The 23,468-nt window shown below is 41.1% G+C and carries 13 protein-coding genes; 5 read left to right on the top strand and 8 right to left on the bottom strand.

Translation table 11 applies throughout. The features are described 5' to 3' along the window. Nucleotides 1–2: 2 nt before the first annotated feature. The 5 genes from LH29_RS14815 to LH29_RS14795 all read left to right on the top strand — a co-directional run bounded on the left by LH29_RS14815 (nt 3) and on the right by LH29_RS14795 (nt 5,308). Nucleotides 3–920, top strand: coding sequence for a dihydrodipicolinate synthase family protein (locus tag LH29_RS14815; protein ID WP_045031231.1), 918 nt, complete (start codon nt 3–5; stop codon nt 918–920). Between the two features lie 79 nt (nt 921–999). Beyond that, entirely contained in the window at nt 1,000–2,100 is a 1,101-nt protein-coding gene (locus tag LH29_RS14810) for a Kelch repeat-containing protein (protein WP_052670990.1), read from the top strand. A 22-nt stretch (nt 2,101–2,122) separates the two neighbouring features. Then, nucleotides 2,123–3,295, top strand: a complete 1,173-nt coding sequence (locus tag LH29_RS14805) for an AGE family epimerase/isomerase (protein ID WP_045031229.1) — start codon at nt 2,123–2,125, stop codon at nt 3,293–3,295. Nucleotides 3,296–3,319: 24 nt separating this feature from the next. Further along, a complete protein-coding gene (locus tag LH29_RS14800) occupies nt 3,320–4,579 on the top strand; it encodes an MFS transporter (RefSeq protein WP_045031227.1) in 1,260 nt (419 codons plus the stop codon). A 63-nt stretch (nt 4,580–4,642) separates the two neighbouring features. Beyond that, nucleotides 4,643–5,308, top strand: a complete 666-nt coding sequence (locus LH29_RS14795; RefSeq protein ID WP_045031226.1) for a GDSL-type esterase/lipase family protein — start codon at nt 4,643–4,645, stop codon at nt 5,306–5,308. 61 nt (nt 5,309–5,369) lie between these two features. Here the strand turns inward: LH29_RS14795 and LH29_RS14790 are convergent, their stop codons facing one another. From LH29_RS14790 to LH29_RS14755, 8 genes are all read right to left on the bottom strand, one after another. Continuing rightward, nucleotides 5,370–9,392, bottom strand: a complete 4,023-nt coding sequence (locus tag LH29_RS14790) for a hybrid sensor histidine kinase/response regulator transcription factor (RefSeq protein ID WP_045031908.1) — start codon at nt 9,390–9,392, stop codon at nt 5,370–5,372. 389 nt (nt 9,393–9,781) lie between these two features. Continuing rightward, nucleotides 9,782–11,431, bottom strand: a complete 1,650-nt coding sequence (locus LH29_RS14785) for a glycoside hydrolase family protein (protein WP_198152467.1) — start codon at nt 11,429–11,431, stop codon at nt 9,782–9,784. Between the two features lie 63 nt (nt 11,432–11,494). Beyond that, nucleotides 11,495–12,637, bottom strand: a complete 1,143-nt coding sequence (locus LH29_RS14780; protein ID WP_045031225.1) for an acyltransferase family protein — start codon at nt 12,635–12,637, stop codon at nt 11,495–11,497. A gap of 2 nt (nt 12,638–12,639) precedes the next feature. After that, nucleotides 12,640–14,949, bottom strand: coding sequence for an alpha-N-acetylglucosaminidase (locus LH29_RS14775; RefSeq protein WP_198152466.1), 2,310 nt, complete (start codon nt 14,947–14,949; stop codon nt 12,640–12,642). Between the two features lie 166 nt (nt 14,950–15,115). Beyond that, complete coding sequence (locus LH29_RS14770; RefSeq protein ID WP_045031223.1) at nt 15,116–16,750, bottom strand: RagB/SusD family nutrient uptake outer membrane protein; 1,635 nt, start codon at nt 16,748–16,750, stop codon at nt 15,116–15,118. Between the two features lie 26 nt (nt 16,751–16,776). Then, nucleotides 16,777–19,842: a SusC/RagA family TonB-linked outer membrane protein gene (locus LH29_RS14765; RefSeq protein ID WP_045031221.1), complete on the bottom strand. Its 3,066-nt coding sequence runs from the start codon at nt 19,840–19,842 to the stop codon at nt 16,777–16,779. A gap of 678 nt (nt 19,843–20,520) precedes the next feature. After that, nucleotides 20,521–21,999 carry a glycoside hydrolase family 30 protein gene (locus LH29_RS14760; RefSeq protein WP_045031901.1) on the bottom strand — a complete coding sequence of 493 codons (1,479 nt, stop codon included), beginning with the start codon at nt 21,997–21,999 and terminating at the stop codon, nt 20,521–20,523. Between the two features lie 125 nt (nt 22,000–22,124). After that, on the bottom strand, nt 22,125–23,459 hold the full coding sequence (locus tag LH29_RS14755; RefSeq protein ID WP_045031899.1) for a DUF5121 domain-containing protein: 1,335 nt from the start codon (nt 23,457–23,459) through the stop codon (nt 22,125–22,127). Nucleotides 23,460–23,468 lie beyond the last annotated feature (9 nt).

Genomic DNA, 23,468 nt, shown 5'->3' with positions numbered 1-23,468 from the left:
GCATGATTACTAAAATTGAAGGACTTATAGCAGCGCCATTTTCCACACAGGATAAACAAGGAAATATTCTTTATGACCGGATTCCTCTGTATCACGATCTTCTCGAAAAAAATGAGGTAAGCGGCGCATTCATTAATGGCTCAACCGGCGAAGGAGTTTCTCTGACTCAAAAAGAAAGGATGAAAACTGCTGAATATTGGGCTCTGGCAGCAAAACAAAGCAAGCTAAAAATAATCAACCTTGTTGGCGGAACCAGTTATGCCGAATGCATCGAGAATGCCCGGCACTCGGAAGAAATTGGGATGGATGCCATAGCACTACTCGCACCCTATTATTTTAAACCTGCAAATGCCAAAGCGCTGGTTGAATTTTGTGCTAAGGTGGCGGAGGCAGTTCCACAAATGCCGGTTTACTTTTATCATATTCCGGTGCTTACAGGATGCAACATTTCCATGTACGACTTTTTGAAAGAAGCTTCAACTGCCATTCCAAACCTTGCCGGGATTAAATACACCCACGAGGATTTTATGGATTTTCAGAGTTGTATCAACTTTGAAAACGGTAAATATGATATGCTATGGGGGCGTGATGAGAACCTTTTATCGGCATTGATTTTGGGAGCACGTGGAGGAGTTGGAAGTACATTTAACTATGCCGCCCCACTCTACTACCAGCTTATTGATGCCTTTGATAACGGAGACTTTGAAATGGCACGTAAGTTACAGCAACAATCAATCGACATGATTCGCCTGTTGGGAAAATACGGAGGAATCGCAACCGGAAAAGCCTACATGCGGTATATTGGTTTTGAATGCGGGGAATTTCGTTTGCCGGTAAAAAATATGAGCAATGAAGCATACCAGGAATTTGAAAAAGATGTTCAGGGATTACAAATGCAGGATCTGTTCAGCAAGCTTTAAGTCAATCGTAAACCTATTTGTATTACTCTTTCTGGGGATTATTTTTTTACAATGTACCCCGGGTGATAAAGAAACAGCTATGAAGATCAATTGGGGAAGTTTACCAGATATACCGCCAGCCACCGATCAGCAGGAACAAAAAGGGCTTGCAGGTCCTTTGGCTGGCATATCTTCAGAAACTTTAATTGTTGCAGGAGGTTCGAATTTCCCGGATTCCCTACCTTGGAAGGGTGGAACAAAAACCTATTACGATGATATTTTTTTCTTCAATCTAAAAGAGAATGAAGCCGTTTGGAAAGTCGCCAATGCAAAATTACCTATTTCGTTGGCCTACTCAGCATGTGTATCATTAAACGGAGAAATCATATGCATAGGAGGCGAAAATCAGGACGGGCCACTTTCGAAAGTTTTTAAACTGAAGTTGAACAAGACAGAAGTTGAAATCAGTGCGCTTACGGATTTTCCAGAGGCCATCTCAAATAGCGGTGCTGCAACTATAGGATCGGTAGTGTATGTTGCCGGAGGTTCAGCGGTTGAGGGAACCCTGGCAAGGTTCTATTGTGCCGATATGTCGACCCAAAAAGTAGAGTGGAAACAGCTTCCCGATTTACCAAAACCGGTTTCGAATGCAGTTGTGGCAGCCCAGTGGGATGGTACGGAAAACTGCATTTATGTACTTGGTGGTCGCGACAAAACGGGTGAACTAACAACTTTCTATACTTCAATCTGGAAATATTCACCATCGAAAAACAAATGGCAGATTGATGGAGAAATAAACAGTGATGAAATGAATTCGATAACGCTTGCTGCCGGAACAGGTGCAGCCTTAGGAAAAAATCACATTATTTTACTGGGTGGCGATAACGGTTTTCTCTACAATAAAACGGAGGAATTTATCAATGCTACGGCAGCTGCTGAAAATCAGGAGCAAAAACAGCAAATCATAGATCAGAAAATTAAACACCTGGAAAACCATCCGGGATTTAGCAGGCAGGTATTTCTATACAACACATTAACCGGGAAATGTATTGAAATAGATGAACTGCCTTTTCCGACTCAGGTAACAACCCTGGCGGTAAAAGACGGTAACCGGATTTACATTCCCAACGGAGAAATCAGACCTGGTGTGCGCACTCCGAAAGTTACGTTTGCCGAATTTTCAGTGGACAATAAGAAATAATTTTAAGCAGTAAAACAGAAAAATGGATCTTAAAGCCTTATCGAAAAAATATAAAAATGAGTTGTTAACGAATGTGATTCCTTTTTGGGAGAACAACTCAATCGACAAACAATTTGGCGGTTATTTTACCTGTTTAGACCGTGAGGGAAAAGTGTTTGATACTGACAAATTTATCTGGCTGCAAGCCCGCCAGGTTTGGATGTTTGCGAAACTCTACAACGAAGTAGAACAAAGACAGGAATGGCTGCAAATTGCCTTGGATGGTGCTGCATTTCTTCAAAAATACGGGCACGACGGAAATCTAAACTGGTACTTTTCATTAACTCGCGAAGGCAAGCCGCTTGTGCAGCCATACAATATATTTTCTGACTGTTTTGCGACCATGGCATTTGGTCAGCTTGGCAAAGCTACCGGCAATGAAGAATTTGCTTCAATTGCAAAAGATACCTTCCAAAATATCTTAAAACGAAAAGACAATCCAAAAGGAAGTTACAATAAACTTGTATCCGGTACTCGTCCGTTAAAAGGCTTTTCGCTTCCGATGATTCTCTGTAACCTGTCGCTGGAAATCGAACACCTGTTGGAGCCCGATTTGGTGGATAGCACCATTATCCAAGTGCTATATGAGGTTATGGAAATCTTCTACCAGCCGGATTCCGGATTGATTCTGGAAAATGTAAATCCCGACGGTAGCTTTTCGGATTCCTTCGAAGGACGCCTGCTAAATCCCGGACATGCCATTGAAGCCATGTGGTTTATCATGAATTTATCGGAAAGGCTAAAAAGACCTGACCTCTCACAAAAAGCAGTTGATATTGCTTTACGAACCTTAAAATACGGATGGGATGAAGAATATGGCGGTATTTTCTATTTCCTCGATATTAAAGGAAATCCACCGCAACAACTCGAATGGAACCAGAAACTTTGGTGGGTACACATCGAAACCTTAATCACGCTTATTAAAGGTTATGAGCTTACCGGGAACCGGGAATGTTTAAACTGGTTTGAAAAAGTACACGATTACACCTGGTCGCATTTTGCAGACCCGAATTATGGTGAATGGTTTGGATACCTGAACCGAAGCGGAGATGTATTATTACCTTTAAAAGGGGGTAAATGGAAAGGCTGTTTCCATGTACCGCGAGGATTATTCCAGGTTTGGAAAACATTGGAAAAAATAAATGACAAAACATAAACAGACATCAAATAACTTGAACGAATGAATCAACTTAGAAATAAATCGATATACTCCTGGATTGTAGTTGCACTTTTATGGGTGGTTGCTCTGCTCAATTACATGGATCGCCAGATGCTATCCACCATGAAAGTATCGATGATGATTGATATTAAAGAGCTTGAAACTGCGGAGAATTTTGGTCGACTCATGGCTGTTTTTTTGTGGATATACGCCTTGATGAGCCCCGTTGCAGGTTTAATTGCCGACCGCGTTAACCGAAAATGGTTAATCGTTGGAAGCTTGGCAGTATGGTCAGGCGTTACGCTTTCAATGGGTTATTCAAATAACTTCCAGGTTTTATATGTTCTTCGGGCTTTGATGGGGATCAGTGAAGCACTTTATATCCCTGCTGCACTTGCTCTTATTGCCGACTATCACAAAGAGGGTACGCGCTCTCTTGCAGTAGGAATACACATGACCGGATTGTACTTTGGTCAGGCGATCGGCGGATTCGGGGCAACGGTTGCGCACCAGTTTTCATGGCAAACTACTTTTCATTCTTTTGGATTAGTGGGGATTGCATACAGCGTAATTCTTATTTTCTTTCTTCGCGAGAAAAAAGACCGTTTTGTTTCAGAACAAGAATCAGCAACCAATTCAGCAAAAACCAGTGGATTTTCATCCATCTCAAAAAGTCTTGGAATGTTACTCGGGACTGTGAGCTTTTGGGTAATTCTGTTTTATTTTGCCGCTCCCAGTTTTCCGGGATGGGCGACAAAAAACTGGTTACCCACCTTATTCTCTGAAAGTTTAGGAATGGACATGTCAAAAGCCGGACCACTGGCTACTATTACTATTGCAGCTTCGTCTTTCATTGGGGTAATTTCAGGTGGAATAATCGCTGACCGCTGGATTTCAAGAAATTTACGTGGTAGAATTTATACCGGAGCAATCGGATTAAGCCTGATGATTCCATCGCTACTTTTACTTGGATATGGAAATGGATTCATAGGCATTGTTGGAGGTGGCGTGATATTCGGAATTGGCTATGGAATGTTCGACGCCAACAATATGCCCATCCTTTGTCAGTTTGTATCTCCCAAACACCGGGCAGCAGGTTATGGTTTGATGAACTTAACAGGTGTTTTTGCCGGAGCCTTTGTTACAGAATTGCTCGGAAAATCAACAGATTCAGGACATTTGGGTAGAGATATGGCATTACTTTCCATACCAGTAGCGGCAGCAGTCCTGGTTCAGTTACTTACGCTCAAACCAACCACGGCGAATAAGGAGCATGATTAAGATTCAGGTTTTTAAGTATCCGTTTATGAAAATAGTAACGTTACAATTTACCTTAGTAAAATTATGAAACAAATTTTCTTTGCGCTCCTATTGCTTTTGATAAGCGTTGCACAGCTCACGGCACAAGACAATACTTTTAGCACCTATTACAATCAGCGGCTAACGTTATTTGAAAAGCTTCCGGACACCCCGAATGAAATCATCATGCTGGGCAATAGTATAACTGATGGATGTGAATGGAGTGAACTATTTCAAAATCCCAATATTAAGAACCGGGGAATAAGCGGAGATATCACTGAAGGTGTTCTTTACCGGCTTGATGAAGTAACACGATCAAAACCCGCAAAAGTATTTTTGTTAATCGGGATTAATGATTTGGCCCGGAACATTCCGGCAGATACCGTTTTTCAAAACATTTGCAAAATTGCAAGTAGCATTCGCGAGAGTTCTCCCTCAACACTGGTTTATGTGCAAAGTATTTTACCTGTGAATCCATCGTTCCGTAAATTTTCAAACCATGTGAGTAAAACCAATGAAGTAATGGACATAAACGAAAAACTAAATCGCTGGTGCAATAATAACAATGTTGAATTTGTTGATTTGTTTTCTTCGTTTACAGAGGATAATACCAACTATTTAAATCCTAATTTCACCAACGATGGCCTTCATTTAACAGCAAAAGGTTATTTGAAATGGGCTGAAATAATTTCTTCTGATCTTGAAAAATGAATAGTTGTTTTATTTCCTGAAAGGAATTTCCTTAAAACGACTAATTCCCGCAACGGAATATCTACAACAAAGTACTTGGCGAAAAACCAAACTGCTTTTTAAAACAACGGCTAAAGTATAGCGGGTCGTTAAAGCCAACAATATCCGATACTTCCGAGACATTGTACTCTTTGCTTTTTAACAATTGAGCCGATTTCTTCAGGCGTAAAGTCCTTACAAATTCGTTGGGCGAAAGGTTTGTTAATTCCTTTATTTTACGATATAGTTTCGATGAACTAATCCCCATTTCTTTACACAGGAAATCAATATTTAGATCTGGGTTTTGTATATTTTCTTCGATTAATTGGCTAAGCTTATTGATAAACACTTCGTCGACCGGAGAGTGCGATAAAATGTTTATTTTACTTTCAACTTCTCCCGAGAATTTTGCTTTTAAATCGATCCTTGACTTAATGATATTCTGAATCTGTATTTTTAGCAACAACGGATCGAAGGGTTTTGCAACATACCCGTCGGCACCCAGTTTGTAGCCTTTAATTTGGTTTTCGTTATCGGATAATGCCGTTAGCAAAATAACCGGGATATGACTAATGAGATCGTCCTTTTTTAGTTCCATACAAAACTCAAAACCATCTTTAACCGGCATTTTTATATCTGATATACAAAGCATTGGTTTTATCTGCCTGCACAGCAACAGTCCTTTAAGTCCGTCTTCAGCTTCATAAACCTTGTAGGTGTCCGATAAATAATCAACAATAAACTTTCTTAATTCGATGTTGTCTTCGATCACCAGAATTTTTTCTTTTAACGAGGTTGACTGAAGCACCTGTTTGGGTTGCAATTTCGGTTGAACCTCGTCGTCGTAAAATGTTGTGTTTACATCAAAAATTTCATGTTCTTTATAGCTTTTTCTTTCAATAGGGATTTTAACGGTAAAAACACTCCCTTTTCCCTGTTCGCTTTGAACATTTATCGTTGCCTTATGTATTTTAAGCAACGAATCCACCAACGACAAACCAATTCCCGATCCGGTGTTTTCGGTTTTACTATTCTCGGCCTGGTAAAAACGCTTAAAAATTTTATCGATACTTTCGGGAGGAATACCGATGCCGTTGTCGCTAACTTCAACATGCAGTTTTTGTGTTCCATCGTTTATCACTCCCACATATAAATCAACATTGCCATATTTAGGCGTAAATTTTATAGCATTCGATAAAAGGTTGTAAAGCACCTTATCGTATTTATCGCGATCAATCCAGCCCAGAATCTGATCGTGTTCAGTCGTTAAATTGAAATTTATACTTTTTTCTGATGCAAAACTTTTAAAAGAATTAAATGCATTTTTTGTTAGCTCTAAAATATCGGTATCCGAAACTTTCAGTTTTAACTCCCCGGTTTGTGCTTTTCTGAAATCAAGCAATTGGTTAACCAAATGCAACAGCCTGCCCGAATTATTAAGAATTAACTCCACCCGGCTTTTTTGGTAATCAGTTACACGTCCTTCTTCAATAAGTTGTTTGGCAGGTCCAAGAATTAATGAAATCGGTGTACGCAATTCGTGCGAAATATTGGTAAAAAACCGCAGTTTTTCGTCGTTCAGCTTTTCATCTTTTTCGTGCTTTACTTTCTCAAGAACCAATTCCTGCTTAAGCAACATACTTTTTCTTATTTGTGTATGTACTAAGTAGATAATTAAAGAAATAAGAAGGATAAACAATATGATGCTTTTATAAGTAAGCCAGAAAGGAGGCTCAATATCGATTGTATAAGCCGACACATCGCTCCAAAATCCACTGCTATTTTGCACTTTAACCTTAAAAACATAAGTTCCCGGGTATAAATTGGTATATTGAATATTGCGTGAATTGTTATCGCTTGTAATCCATTCTTCATCAAAACCTTCGAGCATGTACTGGTATTTGTTCAACCTTACGTTAACATACGATGGCGACGAGAATGAAAGAGAAAAGTTGCGGTTGGCATATTTTAATGTCATTCTTTTGGAGTAGTTAATATCCTCGTTAAGAATTACCTGCCCGTTAATAATATCGCCCGGGAAAACTTTTTCGTTCTGAACTTTTACTTCGGTAATAAATGGCGGTTCCGAAACTGTATTGTCGTTTACAATAGTTGTGGGAAAGTATATAATCCCTTCTTTTCCCGGCACATAAACAATTGAATCATTGAGAAGTAAGAACCCCCTGTTACTGAAAATATCGAGTCGGATTCCGTTATTGATATGATAAACATTTAATTGCTCTGTTGATGGATTATAACTTCCAACCCTGTTGTTGTTAAAGTTTAACCACATTTTTCCGTCCTTCTCAAACCGAATATCCGTAATCCAGTCTTCGCGAAGTTCGCCCGTTGTATCAACCAGCGTAAATTCATCTTCAATTCTGGAGTAATATACCAGTCCTTCTGTTGTTGCTACCCAAATTTTTCCCTGGCTGTCAATCCCGATATCTTTTGCACACATAGCCAAAGAATCTCCCGGTAAGCGCAGGTAGCTATGGTACATTTTAGCCTCATTTGTAAGCGGATTGTAGCGTATTACACCTGTTTCGGTGGCCAGCCAAAGTTTGCCATCGGCATCCGAAAATGCCTGGTTAGTAGAAATATCGTAGAAAAAATCAGGAAGAAGCGGGTTATAAGTATTCGTTTCTGTGTTAAGCACTACAGCTCCATTACCGTGCGATCCGATAAATAAACCGCCGTTTTCCATCCGTGTGAAAGCAAAAGTTGGTGTTTCGCCAAAGCCAACATCAACCGTGGTAAAAGTCCGGGTAATGTAATTAAACACCAGAATATCGCCATTCCATAATCCGCAGAAAAAGGTTTTCCCATCGTAGGTATAAATGCTGGTTATTTTTTTGAATTTGTTTGAAAGTACCGAGAATTTATTGTTCTCTCCTAAAAACAGGCCATTGTCATGGGTTGATACAATAAGCTTATCGTCATAAGTTTGAGCAAAACCGCTGATCCTTGGAATCTTATCGTTGATAAAAAGCGAAATATCCTTTATGCTTTTAAACTGGTTCTTGTACGCGTCGTATTTGTCCAGTCCATTCTCGGTACCTATCCATAATACCCCTGAATGATCGAAATATAAAGCCGAAACGGAGTTATCTACCAGCGACGATTGATCTGACAATACCGAATAATACCACTCATAATTTCCGGTACTTATGTCTTCTAACTGATCGCAAACAAGCAGTCCGCCAAGCGTTCCAACCCAGTATTTTCCGTTAGGAGCCTGTGCAACACAAATAAAATAGGGACCTAATAAATTCCGGACCGATGTATTGGCAATCGGAAGTAACTTAAAAGTATCTTCAGCTTTATCGAGTTTATACAAGCCTTCTCTTGTTCCCACAAAAATATCCGATTTATTATCCTGATATATAAAGTAAGTATAAGGGTTTACTTCTTCCGAACCGGGAACAAACAATTCGTAGGTTTTTATCGTTACAACGGCACCGGCGCTGTTCAGATTAATCTTTGCAATGCCACCTCTTCCGTTGCTTCCTATCCAGATCGAACCATCCGCATCTTCGTATATCGATTTGATGTAGTTAAAACCGTTGATTTCAACCTTAGTAAAGTCGTTGGTTATTGCATTGTAAATGTATAGTCCCTGGTCTTTTGTGCCCACCCAAACACGGTCGAGTTTGTCGATGAACAAGGCTCTTATCTCAGGATCGGGTAAACTTTGCGGATTGTCTTCCTCGGGTAAAAAGGTTTTAAACTCAGATGTTCTTAAATCAAGTTGGGTAAGCCCGTTTCTTGTTCCAATCCACATTTGGTCGGAACTGTTGTTGAATGCAAGTGCGGTAATGTCGTCGTTGTTTATGCTCTTCCGCGTTTTCGACTTGCTTTTGTAAACCGTAAAGTTGTTGCCATCGAAACTGTTTAGCCCATCAAAAGTGCCGAGCCACAACAAACCGGTATTGTCTTGTGTGATATGCCTGACCGAGTTATGCGAAAGTCCCTGGTCATCGGAATAATGTTCGAATTTTATTCCCTGACTAAACGCTTCTGTGGAGACTAACAAACAAATTATCAATACATACCTGATGAGCATTTTAAACCAGTTTGATCGTTTTCTTACAAATACTAATATAAAGCTTTTATTCTGCTGTACTTCATTTTCTAAATTTGGTTTCCTTCTGGAGAGCATGACTCCCCTTCCTGCCGCCCAAATCGATTAAAATCTGATCGAGCATTACACCGGGATCAACCATTCAAATTTTCAGTTTGTGCTTTCCGGGGTTGTTAATCTTTTGTTGTGCCGACTTAACAGCGGCATTTGTAGTTCTTATCATGCTGATTAATATTTGTTTAGTTGATGTAATTTGCAAATGAAGAAACACCTGCAACACTTACTTTTCAGAAATAAAGGCAATAGTTTATTTGCAGATCCCAAAAGATTAAATGCTTTTCCTGGTGCTTCGTCTAACTGTCCAATCCCTCTTAGTCTATCCTTAATGTCCCTGTTAAGGACTCCATCATTTTTCTGTTGTACGTAATGCTTACTTTTAATTGTGCGTCCTCCGACGGTATTTTTGAGCACTTCATGCTAATCTTCGTTTTTTCGAATGGGTTTAAGCCGGGAATTTTAGCTGAAGCAATTTCAATTGTTTCCTGTTCGTTTACCAGTTCAATTTTCAAGCTGGCGTTTTTCGAAGCAATTTGCCCAAAGTTCTCTACTTCCACCTCAAGGTTTCCGTTGGCATTTAATACCGGCAAACGTGCCGATAATATGGGCTCGATGTATTCAACCCACGGCAAACGTGCATATCCCAGAAGTAATTTACCGTTCTTGTCTTTTCCCAATAATTTGGCGGCAAAACTATCGTCTCTGAATCCATTGTTTGAACCCTTAAAAGTCACAATCAAATCGTTGCCATCCGGTTCGGTGCCTGAAACCGTGCAGCCGCCACCAAAATTGACCACTTCGGGAGCGCCAAAATGCAGCGAATTAACATCGATATCCGTTAGCGGATTGAAGCTGGGTTCTGCCTCAATTTTTACGCGGATAGTTTTTGTATTGTCATCAATCTTCTCTTCATCAAGAATGGTCATCAAAACCCCTTTGTTTAAGGGAATACCAATATTTTTTGAGCTGTGTCTGTCGTTGGTTTTGTCATCCCATTTTATGGTATCGATTACCGCAAAATTGGCCTGAACAGCGCGGCGGTATTCATCCTGAAAAATTTTGATGCGTTCGTATTTAAACCAGTCTTCATTTGTTCCGTCGGTATAAACTGTAATGCCGGGAATATATGCCTCGCCCGGATCAACTTTCCAGTGAACGCCGTCTTTCGAGCGCAGGTAGAAAGCAATGCGCCCCAACCAGTCATTTACAATCAGGTTGTATTGTACATTGTCGCGCCAGATAACCGGGTCTTCAAAGCGGCCGTCAACATCGGGGTAAACCCGTTTTGAAGTTACCTGCTGCCAGGGCGAAAGGCCATCTTTGCTCAGCCAGATTCCGCCACCACGGCAAACCATCACAAACGACCCATCTTCGCGCTGAACGAACGACAGGTTCGAAAGTCCTTCAATAATTTCCCTGTCACGCGGATTGAATTCAAACTTTCCGGCTTTCCAGGGGCCGTCAATACTTTCGGCAAGGTAATAACCATCAATTACATAAATAATATAACGACCATCTTTCATGCGGTAGGCTTCGGGATTGTGTCCTTTCCCTATTACCGACTGTACTTTAAAAGGCCCCATTGTATTGTCGGCTACTGCATGAACTACTTCCGATTTCGGCCATTCCATGTGTCCTTTGGGCGAATTTTCGGGCCAGCGACAAACAAACAAATGGAATTTTCCGTCGTCGCCCTTTAAAATGTTTCCACCCCAATACGACCAGTCCGGGTCTTCAATTCCGTTATCGGTATAGCGCGGAATAACGCCTTCAGCACCCCATGTTTCAGTTGTTAACTTCCCGAGCGGAGAAATGGGCATAAAACGGTCTAAAAAACGTCCGCCTTTAACTAGGCGGTTCCATTCTTCAGGCTTTTGCCGCTCCGTAACCTGCGCATTAATTTGTATCGAAAAAAGCAAAACCAAGAGCAAGGCAGAGGTGTTTAAACTGAACTTTTTCATCATTCCCATATTACATTTTTTAGTGATGAAGCTTTTGCTGTTTTCAGCAAGATCACCGTACTGAAACTAAATTTTTATATAAATACGCTTTTTATTTAACCACCATCCCAGCGCCCAGCACAGCATAACGTAAGCAATGGCTGTTGCAAACGAACCAAAAGCTCCGGGAAAAATTTGCTGAAAGATCTGTTCACTAAACCATTCAAACGCATCCTGATGTTTGTTTACCGGAATCATGCGGAGTGTAATATAAAACAGCTCTGAGAATAAGTAAATAAACAGCGGATTTTTTCCGAAGATATTAAAAAACTGAACGCCGAATTTTAGCTTACGCAATTCAATTGCATACACTAAAACGGCCATTATTGCCAAATCCCAGCCAACGGTGTAAAGCACAAAAGAGCTTGTCCATAATTTTTTCGACAGGGGGAAAACCAGGTTCCACCAATGTGCCAGTGCAATCATTCCAACAGCAAGCATTAAAAGTTTGGCAATACCCTCGAATGATTTTCCTTTTTTCTGAATAAATATACCGGCCATATAACCCCACAGCACATTTACAACGGCAGGCAACGTGCTGAGTAGTCCTTCCGGATCAAAGGGAATGCTGTCTTTCTTATAAATATGTCCTTGCCCCAAAACTGCCAAATCGAATTTTGATGCCGCATTGTTTGCCATTTCGAGCCACGCACCCTGCTCGCCAAAAACATATAAAATACCCCAGTAAGCCAGCAAAATAGCGCCTGAAATAATAAGCGCCACTTTTTCAGAGAGGTAATAGAAAATGGCTGAAGCAAAGAAATAACACAAGGCTATTCGTTGCAAAACACCCATAATACGCGTTTCGGCAATGGGTTTCCATAGAAAGTTCCCGTCGGTGCCAAACTCGAAAAAAGGATACCAGTACATCAGGTAGCCCAAAAGAAAAATAATAGTGGTACGTTTTATAATTTTTGCCCAGACTTTTCCTGCCGGCATGTTCTTCATTTTCAGCATCGAAAAACTCATGGCATTTCCCATGGCAAACAAGAAAGATGGAAACACCAAATCGGCCAGTGTAAATCCAAACCACTTTGCATGAACCAGGTAAGGATAAAGATGTGCACCCGTTCCCGGCGTGTTAACCACAATCATCAGGGCAATGGTCAGGCCTCTGAAAACATCAAGCGAAAGAAAGCGCTCCGGCTTTTTTTGAATGCTATTTTCCATAACTAGTAATTGTATTTTATATCGGGTTGAATTTCAGTTAACGGAACAATTCGTTCGCGGTATTTCCGGTGTAATTCGGCGGCAAATTCAGTAGGGCTTCCGCTGGCATTCACCGGAAAGTCTTTACGTTCGAGTACCCAGTTCCACTCCCACTGTTTGATATTTTCGTCGAATTCAATTTGATCAAATTGTCCCCAGTTGTCTTTTACATTGGCAAAAAATTGTTCCCAACGCGGTTTGTAAAAGTCGCTGAACAGGCCGCTCCACTGGCGGTTGCTGTATTCGTGCAAACGGTTATTGGCTCCGCCCCAAAGTGTAATCAGGTTGCGGGCATTCTGTTCGTACAGTGCTTTTTCTTGTTCGTTTTGTCCCCAGTTTCTGGCATCGGCAATCCAGGGGCCAAGTAAAAAATCTTTTCGGGTTGCCAGCAGCCTGTCCATGTCGTCAATTAATTCGATGAATTCGGCGCTGTATTTTTCAAAACTTTCTTTGTCGTTGCGATTGTAAGCCAGTGTTATTTGTTGTTGAACCGGCATCGCATAGTTGGCCAGAACCTGCCGGGTAAGGTCAACCAAATCGTATTGAAAACCATCAGACTGGGCACATCCCGGAATTTGCTTTACAAATAAATCCCAGGCTGGCAACAAATCCTCAGGTGCATAATTTAGTTTGGTGCGCGCCCAGCGGCGGTAACCTTCAAAAGTGGGTCGCGACACGATGATGGATTCGGCTCCATCGCGTATTGTTTTGCCGTTGTATGCTGTTTCAACTAAAATATCCCAGCCTTTTTCAAGCTCGGTGTTTGTTTTTCCGTAGCGGTTTTCAATGTAGCTTTTTAACCATTCCTTTAGGTCAATTGGAGTATTTCGCCAGGTATTGTCGGTCATTAATTCGTACAAAACCGGATTCTGTTCAATGCCTTCCATGGTTAACCCGATTCCTTTCATTTTCCCCGAGGTGGTGTCATTTAGTGCTTCGGCAGGGTGTGCAGCCACATTTTCGATACGGCCAAACATGCTAATGTTTCCACCAAAGTTGTGGAGCATATTCCAAATCCACTGTTTGCCGTAAAATGCTTCGGTACGTTTCCAAACAGGCTCAATCTCCGATGCCAGATCCAGAATAATCATCCGGTCGTCGGGTACAGCGCCAAGTAAACCTTTTATCTGTGGTTCTTTCCAGAAGTCGCGGTGACTGTAAAACAGCCAGCCCTGCATCACCCAAACAGCATCCGGGTCGGCAGCCTTCATCCCCTCAAAAACTTTACTACTGAGTTCCGATAAATATTCAGGATCATCGGAAGGCGGTTCGTTTTCGTTAAAAGTATCGGCAGAATACAGGTGATCGGTTCCGTATATTTTCTTCTGGATTTCCAGGAATTTTTTTCCGATTTCAGCAAAAAGCGGATCGTCGGCATCCAGAATAAAAGTATCTTCAAAATCGTTGCCCCAGTTGGTTTGTTTGAGATTGGCATTGGGGAAATGTTTTTTAAACGATGCGGGTACGTGGCCTGTAAACGCCGGGAGAACCGGTTTCATTCCCAGTTCGCGCTGGCGCTGTACTATTTTTTGCTGCAAATCGCGGTGAGTCTCTTTCCAGCTCATTGGTAAAGGCCCACCCCAACCATCGAGGTTACCCATCCAAAACCACGAAAAATAGGAGGGTCCGCTAAAAAACGGATCAAAATCTTCGTCGGTAAAACCGTACGATCGATACACCTCATCCCAAATGTATTCTTCGCCGGTAATGGCCAGTGGCATATTTATGCCGTGTAAAGCCATCCAGTCGATTTCCTTTTCCCAGCGCTTCCAGTCCCACCAGCTCATGCTGTAATTAAAGGTGCAGTAATTTAAGTAGTAGCGGTATTCGTACGGACTATCTTTATGTATCTTTTCCGAAACAGTTGGAAGTTGTTCCGGCAGATTCAAATTGGTGCCGTTCCATGTAACCTGGCAATTGGCATATTCTTTTAAGTAGTAATACAAGGCCGATGCAATGGAAACCCCGTTGTTGCCACGCAAAACAATTTTGTTGTTAACTGACTCAATTTCAAACCAGTCTTTTTCGCCAGTACTATCAATTTCTACAACGAAATTGGAAGCATATTCGGGCAATACACGCCGAATTAATGTTTCTTCCGGCGATGTGGTTTGAGAGGTACTTGTGCTGTTGGTACAAGCCATAAAACCGCAAAGTATTGGCAGGAGCAGTAAAAGATATGTTCTCTTGATCATCATTCTTTTTCCGGGATTTGTAATGTTGTTAATTTTTAACGCTTCCTGGTCTGAAATTTCATCTGCTAAATTTTTCATGATTGCCTTTTTTGAGAAGCTTCCGGGATTGAAACGCAGCTGGTTTTAATGGTATTAGGTTTAATTTCTATCAAGCCATATCGGTTTGTGTTATCAAAATATAAGCAGGTAATTGCTCACCTGCCTATATTTTATAAACTAACTAAACACAATATTTAAATTATTCTTACGAATAATTTGGATTCTGAGTAATACTTCCACCACTGTTGTCGATTTCAGTTTGTGGAATTGGTCGTAACAAGTGTTTTTCTTGCAGGGCGTTATTAAATGCAGCGTGTGGATTGTGCATCAAAGTTCTTTCAATCAACTTGCCTGTTCTTTTCAGGTCCATCCAACGGTTTACCTCTCCGGCTAATTCCCGGGCTCTTTCATCAAGAATAAAGTCGAGTGTTGCATCTTCGGTAGTTACCGCAGTTGATATTCCTGCACGGCTGCGCAAGTCGGTAAGTAATTCTGCTGCTTTTGTTGCGTTCGCTTGTTTTAGATAAGCTTCTGCGGCAATCAGGTATGCTTCGCCGCTTCTCATCATAACCATATCTCTTTCTCCCTGCGAAGATTGGTCGGGTTGTGTAAAAGGCACATCCGGATCGTCAAATTTTCTAAACAACGGATAATGAACCGGTGTAACTCCATCACTTTTTATGTATGAGTCGGGATTGATTACCTTATAGGCAACCGCTGCTTTTTGAGCGTCTGTCCAGGCTACTTTCGGGAAATACATTGCTGTATCGCCGATTGCCATGTATACAGTTTCTCCGTTTACCGTAGCAGAATATTCTTCGGTAGCGTAAAGTACTCTTTTAAATGTAGCAGCCGCACGTTGATCATCGTCCTGAAAAAGCGAGAAATAAAACGGCGTAGGCATTGGTCCAAGGCCCTGAACTGTACGTGATAATCCGGGATAATCGTAAAACCTGAATTTGTACTTCATGTGTCTTGAGTTTCCCCAGCCCCGGCTAACCGGGTTGTTTCCAAACAGGTAAGCAAACACTACTTCTGAATTGCGTTGGTTTTCGATGCTAACCAGATCTTCAAAAGAAGACACCAGTGTGTGGTTTGAAATTACTGTTTCTGCCAATGATGCAGCTTGAGTAAAATCGGTACTGGCGGCAAATGATTTGTAGCCTCGGGTTAACAACACTTTTGATAAAAGATGTCTTACGGCGTCTTTTGAAACTCTTCCATATTCTGCCGGATTATCAGGTACGGCAGCTAAAGCATCTTCCAAATCCATAACAATTTGAGAATATACTTCCTGTTCCGTGGCACGCACATAATCTGTTTCGGCGCTGGTAACCTGATTCAAAACCAAAGGAACTCCACCAAAATTTTCAACCAAGTTAAAGTACGACATTGCCCTGAAAAATTTGGCTTCGCCTATGCCTGTTGCTTTTGTGTTGGCATCAACTCCTTCAATTTCGTCGGCATTATCTATCGCAATATTGGCCGCAGAAATTATTTTGTATTGGTCTGTCCAATATACACTAATAGTCCAGTTTGTTGAGTTAAAATTCACGTAATCATTTAAGTCGTTGGTTCCTGTTACCAACGATCCTCGTGTTACAATATCAGTTCCCAGATCTTCCAACTGATAATACATGTCAGAAGTATAATGTGTTGTATATTCCCTTGATATTTCATAAACAGAAGCCACCAACTGGTCAAAAGTTTCAGGATCGGTTTTAGCAGTTTCAATACTTAACGAAGTATAGTTGTCTTCCTCAAGGAAACTGTCGCAGCTCGTTGCAAAGAAGCTCAATGCAAGCAGTAGCACTACTATTTTATTGTTTATATATTTCATCTTCATAATATTTTATTGATAAGTGTTTAAAAGTTCAAATTAATTCCGGCTAAATATGTTCTCGACATAAAAGCTGCACCCCACGAGTTTCTACCTGCATTTTCAGGATCCCAACCATCGTAATCTGTAAAGATGAAAGGATTTTGAACCGTAGTGTATATTCTTAAACCATCAACTTTAAACTTATTCAGCACCTGAGATGGCACATTGTAACCCAGAGTGATATATCCAACTTTTGTAAATGAAATATCCTGGTATTTAATTACATGTTGATAAGATCCTCCGTTACCTGGCTGATACCAGCCATTGGTAGGATTTGTAGGTGTCCAGTAATCTACATCATAGGCGTTGAAAAGCCTTGATGGATCGCCATCCCAGGGGAACGAAGTATTACCATGGAAATTACTTTGTATCATATTTCCCTGGCTGGTACTGATGAAGAACGTAAAATCGAAATTTTTGTAGTTCATGGTACTTGTTATACCTCCTGTCCATTTCGGGGTAATCTGGCCTACTACCTGTCTGTCCTTATCAGGTGTGATTTCGCCGTCGTTATTTAAATCTTTAACGCGTACCTGTCCCGGAGTTTGGCCATATTTAGCTGCTTCGGTTGCTTCGTCAAGTTGCCAGATTCCATCAAATACATAATCGTAAACAGATCCGATTGATTCACCAACCTGATGAATAAGGTTGGTACCTGATACATTGAAAATGATTTCTTCCAGGTCGCCGTAAAGTTTATCGATGGTATTTTTGTTGCTGGCAAAGTTAAAATTGGTGGTCCATTTAAAATCACCCCGGTCAAAATTCACCGTGTTCAACGTAATTTCAATCCCCTTGTTGGTTGACTCTCCCACATTATCATACGTTCCACCATAGCCACTTACTGCCGGCAGAGGAGTGTAGAAAATAATATTGGTATTTTTTCTGTTATAAACATCTATAGAACCAAATACTCTGTTTTCTAAAAAGCCAAAGTCGAATCCGAGGTTAACTTCTGTTGTTTTTTCCCAGGTAAGGTCTTCGTTGGCTAAACCTGTAATGAACGCGGTTGAAACAGAAGAACCTCCCAGGTTGGTTGCACTACTTCCTAATAAAGATTGCGATCCAAGCGGAACAAGTCCTCCACCCTGACCATTGTTCCCGGTTTGTCCGTAACTCAGTCTCAGTTTAGCATTCGAAAGAACATTCTGTTCCTGCATAAAGCCTTCTTGCATAAGTTTCCATGCAAGTGCAGCCGAAGGGAAGAAAGCCCATTTATTTTTTGCAGACAGAACTGACGACCCATCGTAACGTCCGGTTAAGGTCAACAGGTATTTGTCCATCAGATTATAATTGATCCTTCCGGTGTAAGATTCAAGCGTTTGTTTTGAGAAACCACTTGTTAATTCCCTGATGTCGAGGCCTGCTCCCATATTGTAAAACAGGAAATCGTCGGTTGTGAAGTTTCTAACCTGGTTGTAATACCCCTCTGAACGTTCCATAAACCTTGACATTACTGCTGTAACATCAAATGCATGCACACCGGTGGTGTATTTATAATTAAGGATATTATCCCAGGCATATGACAAATAATTGTGGTTGTTTACCTGCGCTCTTCTGTTGGCAGCATTTCCACTAACGCTTTTCGAATACAATCCACGGTATTCGCCGTAACGAGAAAATTTGATATTTGGCGAAAACTTAGACGTTAAGGTTAGTCCTTTTGCAGGAGTCACTTTTAGTGCAATATCACCAATCCATTGCAGGTATTTTGTTTCTTTGGTAATGTTATCAGCCTCAAACAATGGGTTTGTTATCTGAGTTTCTTTGTCCAACGCATAAAAGCGTGGCGTTCCGTCTTCATTATAAGGACGTCCGTATGGTTTTAAACGATAAGCGCTTCTGAAACCTTCCCAGCTTCCGGTGTTTTGTATAGCGTAAGTCATATAGTTACCTACACTGATATTCAACCAATCCGACAAGTCGGATGACAAATCACCTCTCACGTTGTATCTGGTATAGTCTTCACCTTCCAGTGTTCCGTTATCTTTTGTATACGCCAATCCGATAGAGTAAACTGTACTTTCGCTTCCCCCACTTAAATTTAATGAATGGTTGGTTTGAAAACCGTTAACCAATAGTAGATCAACCCAGTCGGTATTTACTCCATCGGCAATATTTTGTAGCTCTTCTGCATCCAGGTAATCTGATAACACAACTTCATCTCTTGAGTAGTCGAGGTTTCCGGCAGCAAACTGGTTTCCTACCACATCGTCTTTAATATACTCTACAAATCCCGGAGCATCTTGCATTGGAGGTAAGTGGTAAGCCTGTTTAAAACCAAAGTAATTGCTGTAATTAACTTTCATTTCGCCTTTTTTCCCCTGTTTGGTTTCAATAAGGATTACACCGTTACTACCTCGCGATCCGTATACAGCAGTAGCCGAAGCATCTTTAAGAATATCCATTCTTTCAATATCTCCGGGGTTCAGGAATGAAATATCATCCAGAAAAACTCCATCGACAATAAAAAGCGGGTTTTGCCCTGGATTGAAACCTCCCTGATTGGCTGTTTGGTTGGAGTTAATGGTGCTCGCTCCGCGAATACGGATATTAAAACCTCCGGCGCCCGGTTTGTTGTCGGTACGCTGAATAACCACACCTGCGGTTTGGCCCTGAAGCGCAGAAATTGCATCAACCTTATTGGCCTTCTCCAATTTTTGGCGATCAACAGAAGCAACCGATCCGGTTAAATCTCCTTTTTTTACAGAACCATATCCAATGGCAACAACCTCATCTAATTTTATATTAGAAGAAGCCAAATGGATCTGTAAATTGGTTTGTCCATCAAGAGCGACTTCCTGAGTTTCAAAACCAATAAATGAAAAGACAAGGATACTTGAACTTTCTGAAACGTTAATTACGAATTTACCGTCAATATCAGATACGGTACCATTTGCAGTTCCTTTTTCAGCTATTGAAACACCCGGTATAGAAGTGTTGCTTTCATCAAACACAACTCCGGTGATTTGTCGTGTTTGTCCGAAGGTGTTAAATGATATGCCAATTAATATGGCTAACACCAATAATTTAAAATCGATTTTTTTCATAAACTTATATTTAATTATTCAGTTCTGACATCAAATGTATCTGGCCCTTGTATTTTCGTTATGGATAAATAATTCAAATACATAGACAGATGATTCAGAGCATGAAAAAAACGACCACAACAACAACATATCAACCTGTATATCAACCATTTTAACCATATAATAATCTCATGATGATTTTAATGATTCTCTTGACAACAGGATAAAACGCTTATGCATTCGTGCCGGATAAATGCATAAATTGATATTCTTTATCCATAATTTTCTATGAGTGATAAAGTAAAACTGAAGGTTGTTTGGTACCTTTTTCGTGAATGATTGACGCGTTGGAAAAACTGTTTTATCGACCACAGTTTATGACGGCCAAAGGTAGGAATTGATCATTTTGGGCTTTTAAACTATATCGATGGGGCTAATGGGTAGAAAATCCGTGTAAATAATTCAATAACTGTAATACCGTAGCTACAGGGTTATAGATTCGACAGAATGGTATTCTTCTGGAGATTGGTGTTTAGAAAAAAGTTTTGGCTGTTGAATTTCTGTTTTCTTTTCTTCCTGTAAACATGGAATAGGTTCATCCAAAACGTAGATTTATGTACTTTTTAAAACAACAAAAGCGTCTAAATCAAAAATTTAAGCGCTTTTATTTTGCAATTGTATTTATGAAAGAACCAAACTTTATAAAGTAATGGTCATTATGGAATGAGGTAAACTCTCCAGATCGGTTGATTTGCCGTTTACCATTAATTGGTAGTTGAATTTTTCTTCAGACATGTTAAGCACAACCACGGCGATTGTACCATCAGGATTTACAAAAGCAGTTGCCTGCAAATCGGTGCGGCTCGATGATGTTGCAATTCTTCGTGCTCCTTCTTTTACAAATTTCGAAAAATGCCCTATGTAATAGTAGCTGTTGGTATAAATTAACTCGCCGGTTTGCGTATTGGCGTGTATGGGCGCAAAACATAAGTTACCAACATGGTTTGGACCGCCGGTTTCGTCCAGGAGGATGTTCCAGTCGGTCCATGCAACAGTTCCGCTGTTAAAATCATTCAGCATAGAATAGCCATAACGTTCGCCCAAAGCCCAGTCATTAACCCGGTTAATATCAAATGATTCAACACAACCTTCCGTAAAAATAAGTTTTGTACCAGGGAAAGCATCGTTTACCAGTTTTGTGTTTTCAAACTGCATATCGCCACCAGTCCAGGGTTCGTACCAGTGAAAGCCAATACCCCAAACATATTTTGCAGCTTCCGGATCGCTTAAAATAGTAGTAGCGCGTTGATATACCTGGTCGCGGTTGTGATCCCAGGCGATTAGTTTTTTATCGCCCATTCCATTACTGTGCAAAGTTGGCCCAAGGTATTTCTTTATAAAATCGCGTTCCTCATCAGCAGTGTATACACACGATTCCCACCGCTGAACAGCCATAGGTTCGTTTTGTACCGAAAGGCCCCAAACCGGAATGTCGCGTTTCTCATACTCTTCGATAAACTTCACGTAATACTTTGCCCATGCCGGTTTAAACTGTTCCAGCAGTTTTCCTCCCAGCAATACGTTATTATTGCTTTTCATCCAGGCCGGAGGGCTCCACGGGCTAACAAACATTTTCAATTCTCCACCCGCCGCTTCAATTGCTTCTTTAATAAACGGGATACGGTATTGCTCGTCGTGCTGAACACTAAAAGTAGTCAGGAGCGAATCGTTCTCCACCACGTAGTTGTACGATGCGCTTGAAAAATCGCAGCTGGCAATATTTGTGCGTGAAAAGTTATAGCCAATTCCTTTTTCCTGGTCGAAGAACGCAGTAAGGATTTCCTGCCGAACGTTTCGTGGCATTTTATAAAATGTTTCAGCCGAAGCATCGGTTAAAGCCGCTCCTATCCCTTCGATGGTTTGAAACTTTTTTGCCGGATCAATCAGAACAAAAGGCTGTGTTTCCAAAGGCTGGCCCCCAGTTTGCAAGCTGAATTCGCCAATTGCATCTAAGCGAAGATTGGTGTCTTTTGCGGTTACATACACGTTTACTTTTTCGGGATTTACAACTACCGGTGGTTGCTCCACTTCTTTATTCACTTCCCTGTTCGTGCATCCGGCAAAAAATAAACCCGATACAGCAAAAACACCAACCACCGTTTTCAAAATATTCTTCATGATCATCTTCATTTTCTTCGTTCAACATTCTTTCTTGAAATGCCAAAAACGTCTAACAAAAAAGGCTGTGAGACCTCCCATTTCGGGAAGTCCACAACCTTTTATATATCTACCTTTTCTCTCTCTTATTTTTTTGTAACTGTTAAAACGGCCTGATCGTTTCCTGCCGAAAGATCAACCGTAAATACATAAGTAGCACCATCTTCCAGGGTCACTCCATCAACCAAACCAAGGTTACCACTGTCGCGGCCATTTGTGCCGTCGCCAATGAATACGATGTCGCTTGTTGTTGAAATGGCGTCTCCTCCAAATTCTCCGCCCCAACCTTTTTGGTGGAAGAATTTAAAGTTGATTCCATCGGTACTGATATTTGTACCTCCAACTACAGTCAACTGGTATTTTTTGTCGCCAATTGGAGCCATACACAATGCATTGTCCGGACTCCAGCCCACAGTTTTATCAGCTAACGATGGTTTTCCAACATTCTCGCCAATTACCCAAACGGCACCTGTTCCGTCAGCATTTAATCCAGCTGGTGAGTTGCCATCCAAAGCCTCAATTCTGAAATAGTTCAACTCCAGATTAGCCGTTACACGGTATTTTCCTGTGATAGGGACAAAAGTGTAAAGCCCGGCTTCCTGCGTGGTCAGATAATCAGCATCGATCCACCAGTCGGCAATATTTCCCAAACCTTGAATACTTACCTCCTGCCCTTGCGTCAGATCAACATCCAGCTGATAATTGTCTTTATCAACCATATTCATGTTCTCTCCGTTAAGCAGTATTTCGAAGAATGGGCCGGCCTCGTATGTTTTGGTATTAAATGTTACCGAGTAAGTTCCACCCACAGGGCTTACAAAGGGGATATTTGTAGAAACCCCGTTTGTTACAGCACCGGCTTCCCAACCAAAAACGATTTCGGTCCCTTTATCATCAACCACCGGCGTTTTAATGTAGGCCGACAAATCGTTTGACGGGAATGCTTCCGTAGCCGCATACTCATTTGCTTCGCCGGTTGGCAACATTGGGTACGATGCGTTTTCACTTACCAAAATCAGGTAAGGGTATTGCGCTCGTGTAATCGGCACATCAAAAGTTTCAATACTGCTATTCATCGTTGTGTTCAGTAACACAAACTCCAGAGTAGCTGTTCCGTCGGGAATATCTTTCTCAAAAGGAATTTCAATTGTTCCTGAATATTCACCATTTTCTTTCGTGCGAATTGTCGTTCTTTCCACCTCTTCTTCGCCAAAATAAAGAATGGCAGTTAGTGTCGATAGCGAAATTTCGTCGCTAACCGAAACAGTAAACGAAAGCACATCGCCGAAATGTACATCGGAGAATTGGTTTTCAATTTCCATAACGGGATTTCCCGCCGGTTCGATTTCGCTGATATCATCGGAGCACGACAAAACAGCCAAACCCAAAATGCTTAATATGAAATATTTTAAGTTCTTCATTGCGTTAGT

Source organism: Draconibacterium sediminis (genome assembly GCF_000949475.1).
Lineage (GTDB): Bacteria > Bacteroidota > Bacteroidia > Bacteroidales > Prolixibacteraceae > Draconibacterium > Draconibacterium sediminis.
The sequence above is the reverse complement of the archived record's forward strand: the minus strand, read 5'-3'. Positions and strand labels throughout refer to the sequence as shown.